The sequence below is a fragment of the Rhodovulum sp. PH10 genome, assembly GCF_000293785.1.
Classification (GTDB): domain Bacteria; phylum Pseudomonadota; class Alphaproteobacteria; order Rhizobiales; family Xanthobacteraceae; genus Rhodoplanes.
Genome location: NZ_AKZI01000148.1, coordinates 1 through 6,973 on the forward strand (window position 1 = coordinate 1; position 6,973 = coordinate 6,973).

7 protein-coding genes are annotated in these 6,973 nt (G+C 69.8%); 4 read left to right on the top strand and 3 right to left on the bottom strand.

Translation table 11 applies throughout. The features are described from left to right. Positions 1 to 106: 106 nt before the first annotated feature. On the bottom strand, positions 107 to 1,642 hold the full coding sequence (locus A33M_RS19460; RefSeq protein WP_008390890.1) for a sensor histidine kinase: 1,536 nt from the start codon (positions 1,640 to 1,642) through the stop codon (positions 107 to 109). Positions 1,643 to 2,037: 395 nt separating this feature from the next. Here A33M_RS19460 and rpmH point away from each other — a divergent pair, with 395 nt between their 5' ends. The 4 genes from rpmH to yihA all read left to right on the top strand — a co-directional run bounded on the left by rpmH (position 2,038) and on the right by yihA (position 5,241). Then, positions 2,038 to 2,172 carry a 50S ribosomal protein L34 gene (gene rpmH / locus A33M_RS19465; protein WP_008390892.1) on the top strand — a complete coding sequence of 45 codons (135 nt, stop codon included), beginning with the start codon at positions 2,038 to 2,040 and terminating at the stop codon, positions 2,170 to 2,172. Between the two features lie 39 nt (positions 2,173 to 2,211). After that, positions 2,212 to 2,589, top strand: a complete 378-nt coding sequence (gene rnpA, locus A33M_RS19470; RefSeq protein ID WP_008390894.1) for a ribonuclease P protein component — start codon at positions 2,212 to 2,214, stop codon at positions 2,587 to 2,589. A gap of 23 nt (positions 2,590 to 2,612) precedes the next feature. After that, positions 2,613 to 4,457: a membrane protein insertase YidC gene (yidC, locus tag A33M_RS19475; protein ID WP_008390897.1), complete on the top strand. Its 1,845-nt coding sequence runs from the start codon at positions 2,613 to 2,615 to the stop codon at positions 4,455 to 4,457. Positions 4,458 to 4,593: 136 nt separating this feature from the next. Beyond that, positions 4,594 to 5,241, top strand: a complete 648-nt coding sequence (yihA, locus tag A33M_RS19480) for a ribosome biogenesis GTP-binding protein YihA/YsxC (RefSeq protein WP_040621959.1) — start codon at positions 4,594 to 4,596, stop codon at positions 5,239 to 5,241. A 30-nt stretch (positions 5,242 to 5,271) separates the two neighbouring features. Here the strand turns inward: yihA and dapE are convergent, their stop codons facing one another. Together dapE and A33M_RS19490 are read right to left on the bottom strand one after the other, a co-directional pair. After that, positions 5,272 to 6,429, bottom strand: coding sequence for a succinyl-diaminopimelate desuccinylase (dapE, locus tag A33M_RS19485; protein WP_008390901.1), 1,158 nt, complete (start codon positions 6,427 to 6,429; stop codon positions 5,272 to 5,274). 55 nt (positions 6,430 to 6,484) lie between these two features. Then, the gene (locus A33M_RS19490) at positions 6,485 to 6,799 is read right to left on the bottom strand and encodes a TM2 domain-containing protein (protein WP_008390903.1); all 315 of its coding nucleotides are present in this window, start codon (positions 6,797 to 6,799) and stop codon (positions 6,485 to 6,487) included. Positions 6,800 to 6,973: the final 174 nt, after the last annotated feature.

Here is a 6,973-nt window from a genome sequence, read left to right on the forward strand (position 1 = left end):
GCACCGTGGCCTCGCCCTTCGAGACGCACTCCTGCGGAGTGCTCCTCGGCACGAGGTCGGACTCTGTCGCCGTTGGAATGATTCACGAGCTCTCGGGCGCGGGCTCTCAGGCCCGCGCGCGCTGGGCGCGCAGGTCCTCGAGGTCGACCGCGCGGTCGGGGATCACGATCCGGAAGGTGGCGCCGAGCGTGCCCTCGACCAGCGAGATCTCGCCGCCGTGCAGCCGCACCAGCTCGGCGGCGATGGCGAGCCCGAGCCCGATGCCGCCGGAGCGGGTCGAGCCCTTGAACGCCTCGAACAGATGCTCGCGCGCCCGCGACGTGAGGCCCGGCCCGGTGTCGGCGACCTCGAGCACCACCACGCCGCCCTCGCGCCGGCCGCTCACGCGGATCTGGTCGCGCTCCGGGTCGTTCGGCGCGCGCGGCTCCAGCGCCTGCACCGAGTTGCGGCCCATGTTCACCAGCACGCGCAGCATCTGGTCGTAGTCGGCGTCCATGGTGAGGCCGCGCTCGATCGCGGTGACCCATTTGATCGGCCCGTCGGTGGCGATGCCGAGCGATTCGCGCGCCTCCTCGACCAGCGCGTCGACCGCGACCGGCTTGCGGTCGGGCGGCGGCTCCTGGGCGCGGCCATAGGCGAGCGTCGATTCGCAGAAGCCGATGGCGCGCTCCAGCGCCAGCACCAGCTTCGGCGCGAACCGCTGCACCTGCGGGTCGGCGATGCCGGCGAGCCGATCGGAGATCAGCTGCGCGGTGTTGAGCAGGTTGCGCAAATCGTGGTTGATCTTCGACACCGCGAGGCCGAGCGCGGCGAGCCGGTAGCGCTCGGCGAGCATCGAGGCGAGGTCGGTCTGCATGGCGGACAGCTCGCGCTCGACGATGCCGATCTCGTCGGTGCGGGCGGAGACGCGGGCGATCCGGGTCGGGTTCTCGGGGCTCGCGCGGAACCGCACGATCGCCGAGGCGATGCGCATCAGCGGCCGCACGAACATCACGTGGAGCGCGAGATAGACCAGCGCCGCGGTGATCGCCGAGATCACCAGCGACAGGAGCAGCACGTTGCGCGAGTAGCCCCACATCGCCGCCCGCAGCGGGCCGGCCTCCAGCACGATCTCGACGAACTCGCCGCCCATCGGCGCCGGCCCGACCGCGCGGATCAGATCGCCGTCGCGCATCGCGAACAAGGTGACGAAGGCGTCGCGGATCGCCGGCAAGGTCGGCGTGTCGCGCACGTCGACCTCCTGGGCGACCGCGGCCGGCAGCTCGGTGGTGGCGAGCAGGCGCCGCTCGCGCCCGGTCTTCATGGCGACCGCGCGCGCGCCGATGCTGTCGAGGATTTGCCGGGACAAGCTCTCCGGCACCATGCCGCTCGGGGCGGCGTCGAGCACCAGCGCGGCGGTGTGGGCGGCGGCGAGCCGGTCGCTCAGCCAGGCGAGGCGGAAATTGGAGATCGAGGGGACGTAAATCAGCACCTCGGCCATCATCACGAACGAGAGCGTGAGGAGGAGCAGCCGGCCCGACAGGCCGAGACGACGCGCCAGCCCTCCGGCCCGCCCGGAGGCGGTCCGGTGCGGTAGCCCTGCGGCGCGCCCGGAGGCGGTCCGGCGCGGTTCCGGCCCGTGCGGGGAAGTGTCAGCGTCCATCAGCCCGACCGAGGCACCTCGTCGATCGTCCGTCCGGCCGGCCGCGGGTTCCGCCGGCGATCGGCGGTCGGCGCGGTGTGCGGGCGGAGATTCCGTTTTTGTTCCGTCGTCTCGCCTTCCGTCGGCAGCCCCCGGACCGGAGCCGGTCCGTCCATGCGCGACGCCGGGGCACTATTCCGCGCGATTGCGGCCGTGGCGTGTCGGCCGGCGGCGTGTCGGTCGGCGACCGGACCGTGCGGCGGCCTCGCATTGACGCCGCCATGCCCCTCCCGTATAAGCCGCGCGCGAGATTTCGGCCGTGCCGATCCCCGAACAGCTTTGATCTGCGGAACGTTGCCGGCCGGGCGCCGGCGGCCCGACCGCCCGGCCAGTGTACGAGAAGCGGAGAACGAGACGTGAAGCGGACCTATCAACCGAGCAAGCTGGTGCGCAAGCGCCGCCACGGCTTTCGTGCCCGGATGGCCACCAAGGGCGGCCGCAAGGTTCTCAATGCCCGGCGGGCGCGCGGCCGCAAGCGGCTGAGCGCGTGATCGGCGATCCGCCGGCCGGCCGTCGTCCCGATGCCAGAAATGGAGCGGATGCGGCGCCGGGCGGATTTTCTCGCCGCTGCGCGGGGCGCCAAGGCGCCGACCGCGGCGTTCGTGTTGCAGGCGCGCGTGCGCGGTGACGAAGGTCCGCCGCGGGTCGGCTTCACGGTGACCAAGAAGGTCGGCACCGCGGTCGAGCGCAACCGGGTGCGGCGCCGGCTGCGCGAGGTCGTGCGGCTATCGGCCGCGGGGCTTCTGCGGCCGGGCAGCGACTATGTCGTGATCGGCCGACGCGCCGCGCTCGACCTGCCGTTCGAACGCTGCCGCGCCGATTTCGTGGCCGCCCTCGGCCGGGTGCATCGAGGCCGGCGCACGGCCGATCGATCCCCGCCCGACCCGCGGTCGAGCACAACCGGATAGCGGCCGACGGCCCGAGCCTCCCCATGAACGAGCAGAAAAACGTCATTCTGGCGATCGCCCTGTCCGCCGTCGTGCTGATCGTCTGGCAGTTCTTCTTCGGCATGCCGCAGCTCGAGAAACAGCGGCAGATCGCCCAGCAACAACAGCAGCAGCAACAGGCCCAGCCGGTGCAGCCCGGCGCGGGCGGCACCGCGCAGCCGTCGACCGGAACGCCGACGCCCGGCGCCGGCACGAGCGCTCCGCCGGTGCCCGGCCAGACCGAGCCCTCGCAGGCGCGCTCGCGCGAGGCGGTGATCGCCGCCGGGCCGCGCGTGCCGGTCGAGACCCCGAACATCCACGGCTCGATCGCGCTGACCGGCGCCCGCATCGACGACGTCGCGCTGGTGCGCTTCCGCGAGACCGTCGACCCCAAGTCGCCGGCGATCGTGCTGCTGTCGCCGTCCGGCACGCCGCAGCCGTTCTATGCCGAGTTCGGCTGGGTCGGCGCCGCCGGCCAGGCGGTGAAGCTGCCCGGCGCCGACACCGTGTGGCGGCAGGAGGGCTCGGGCGCGCTCACTCCGAGCCATCCGGTGACGCTGGTGTGGGACAACGGCGAGGGCCTGCAGTTCCGCCGCACCATCACGGTCGACGACAAGTTCCTGTTCACCGTCAAGGACGACGTCACCAATAGCGGCGGCGCGCCGGTGACGCTCTACCCGTACGCGCTGATCTCGCGGCACGGCACGCCGCACACGCTCGGCTATTACATCCTGCACGAAGGTCTGGTCGGCGTGCTCGGCGACCAGGGGCTGCAGGAGCTGACCTACAAGACCATGGACGAGAAGAAGGCGGTCTCGTTCAAGGTCACCAATGCCTGGCTCGGCATCACCGACAAGTACTGGGCGGCGACGCTGCTGCCGGACCCGTCGGCCAGCCTGCAGGCCAAGTTCTCGGCCGGCACGATCGGCACCACCAAGACCTACCAGACCGACTATCTGCTCGACCCGCAGACCATCCAGCCGGGCGGCACGGTGTCGGCCAGCGGCCGGCTGTTCGCCGGCGCCAAGGAGGTCTCGACCGTCGACGGCTACGACAAGGCGCTGCAGCTCAACCGCTTCGAGCTGCTGATCGACTGGGGATGGTTCTACTTCATCACCAAGCCGATGTTCTGGGTGATCGACTTCCTGTTCCAGTGGACCCACAATTTCGGCATCGCCATCCTGCTGGTCACGGTGCTGATCAAGGGCGTGTTCTTCCCGCTGGCGAACAAGTCCTACGCCTCGATGGCGAAGATGAAGTCGTTCCAGCCGCAGATGCAGCAGATCAAGGAGCGCTTTCCCGACGACAAGGTGAAGCAGCAGCAGGAGCTGATGGACCTCTACAAGCGGGAGAAGATCAATCCGATCGCCGGCTGCTGGCCGGTGCTGATCCAGATCCCGGTGTTCTTCTCGCTCTACAAGGTGCTGTTCATCACCATCGAGATGCGGCACGCGCCGTTCTTCGGCTGGATCCACGATCTCTCGGCGCCCGACCCGACCACGGTGTTCAACCTGTTCGGCCTGCTGCCGTTCGACCCGATGATGGTGCCGATGATCGGCAGCTTCCTGCATCTCGGCGCGTGGCCGCTCATCATGGGCGTCACCATGTGGGTGCAGATGCAGCTCAACCCGACGCCGCCCGATCCGACCCAGAAGATGATCTTCACCTGGATGCCGGTGCTGTTCACCTTCATGCTGGCGAACTTTCCGGCGGGCCTGGTGATCTACTGGACCTGGAACAACCTCCTGTCGGTGATCCAGCAGGCGGTGATCATGCGCAAGAACGGCGCCAAGATCGAATTGTTCGACAACATCAAGGGGTTGATCCCCAAGCGGAAGACCCAGGAGTAGCCGGGCGGCGGGCGGTCACCGTCCGCCGTCCCCTCCGTCTCCGCTCGTCCCCGCGACGGCGCCGCCGCCGGGGCGAGCCGGGCGACGACGGACGATCGGAGCCGGCCCCGGTGTGTCCCCTCCAATCGGTCCCGTGATGCCCGACGCTCCCTACACCCCCGCCGAAATGTCCGCCGGCCGAAAACTCTTTGCGGCCGACTGGCAGTTCGTGGCGGCGTGCGGAAGCCTTCCGGCGCTGCCCAAGATGACCGGGGTCGAGATCGCCTTCGCCGGCCGCTCGAATGTCGGGAAATCGAGCCTCGTCAACGCGCTGACCGGGCGCGACGGCCTCGCCCGCACGTCCAACACCCCGGGCCGCACCCAGGAGCTGATCTTCTTCTCCGCCGGCGGCCGGCTGCGTCTCGTCGACATGCCGGGCTACGGCTATGCCGAGGCGCCGAAGTCCAAGGTCGCCGCCTGGACCGAGCTCATTCGCGCCTATCTGCGCGGCCGCGCCAATCTCGCCCGTGTCTATGTGCTGATCGACGCCCGCCACGGGCTGAAGACCACCGACGACCCGGTGCTGGATCTCTTGGACGAGGCGGCGGTGAGCTACCAGATCGTGCTGACCAAGGCCGACCAGATCAAGGAGCCGGCGCGCCCGAAAATTCTCGAGGCGACGCAGGCGGCATTGGCGAAGCGCACGGCGGCCTATCCCGAGGTTCTGCTCACCGCATCGCGTACGGGTGCGGGAATGGGCGAGCTGCGCGCCGCGGTCGCCCGCCTCCTCGCCGAGACGCGGTGACGCCGGCCCGGCTCGCCGGCCGCCCGCCCGTCAGGCCGAGAAATAACGCGCAAAAATCTCGCGATAGATCGCAGTCAGCGTCTCGAGATCGGCGAGGGGCACGCACTCGTCGACCTTGTGCATGCCGCCATTGGCGAGCCCGAATTCGAGCACCGGGCAAAAATCCTTGATGAAGCGCGCGTCCGACGTGCCGCCCGAGGTGGACAGCTCCGGGGTCTTGCCGGTCACCGCCGTCACCGCCCCGCGCACCAGATCGACGAACGGGCCGGGGGAGGTGAGAAACACGTCGGCGTTGGACGGTTCCCACTCGATCCGCCAGCGCGCGCCCTGCGCCGCCGCCGCGGCGCGGCTCTCGACCAGCTCCTTCAGCGAGGCGAAGGAGTGGTGATCGTTGAAGCGGATGTTGAAGCGGGCGCGCGCCGCGCGCGGAATCACGTTGACGGTCGGATTGCCGACATCGATCGAGGTGACCTCGAGGTTCGACGGGTCGAAATGGGCGCTTCCCCGGTCGAGCGGCTCGGCGATGAGCGCCGAAACGATCCGCACGATGTGGCGCACCGGATTGTCGGCGAGGTTCGGATAGGCGACGTGGCCTTGCGTGCCCTCGACCACCAGCGTCGCGTTGAGCGAGCCGCGCCGCCCGATTTTCATGGCATCGCCGAGCGCCACCGGGTTGGTCGGCTCGCCGAGCAGGCAGTGGTCGAATTTCTCGCCGTGCTCGGCCGCCCAGGCCAAAAGCTTCACCGTGCCGTTGACGGCCACGCCTTCCTCGTCGCCGGTCAGCAGGAAGGACAGCGTGCCCTTCGGCACGCCACCGGCGGCCACGAGGTCGAGCGCGGCGGCGAGCGCGCAGGCGACGGCACCCTTCATGTCGACCGCGCCGCGGCCGTACAGCACGCCATCGGCGATCGTCCCGGCAAAGGGCGGGTGGGTCCAGGCCGCCTCGTCGCCGGGCGGCACCACGTCGGTGTGGCCGGCAAAGACGAGATGCGGACCGCCGTGACCGATCCGGGCAAAGAGGTTCTCGACGTCGGGGTAGCCCGGCTCGGAGAACACCGGGCGGGAGACGACGAAGCCGGCGTGCTGGAGCAGCGACGCGACGCAGCACAGCGCGCCGCCCTCGGCGGGCGTCACCGACGGGCAGCGGAGGAGGTTTTGGGCGAGCTGGACGGGATCGGCGGGATTCATCACGGGCGTCGTCCTAGCGCCTGCGGCTCCGCGCCGCAATCGCCCACGTTTCCGGTCATGCGCCCAGTCGGGCGGCCAGCAGATTGTTCTGGTTGCGAACCTGGCCCGGAACGAGGAACGCGTCGACGACGATCCACACCAGCGTCACCAGCGCGCCGACGCCGGTGAGCGTCAGCAGGAGCTGGGCGATCGCCACCCCGGTGCGCCCGAGATAGAAGTTGTGCCCGCCGAACATGCCCACGAAGAACCACAGAAGATAGGCCACCACCGCCGTCTTCTTGTTGGCCTCGTAAAGCATGATGGCGCGGGCATCGCTCGACAGCCCACCGGAGGTGCCGGCCGGCCGCGGTCCGAGTGGAAGCTCGCTCATGAATGGCCCCGCTGGCATCGCGCCCTTCCTGGAACCCGAGAGCTACCGCGACGGCGTGATTCCTTCAATCGCCCGGTCGCCGGACGGCGGCCCTCAGAGACCGTTTGGAAACTCGGACGAGGGCTGCGTTGCGGCGCGAACTGCCGGAGGCCAGGAGAAAAGCGATGCCGATAT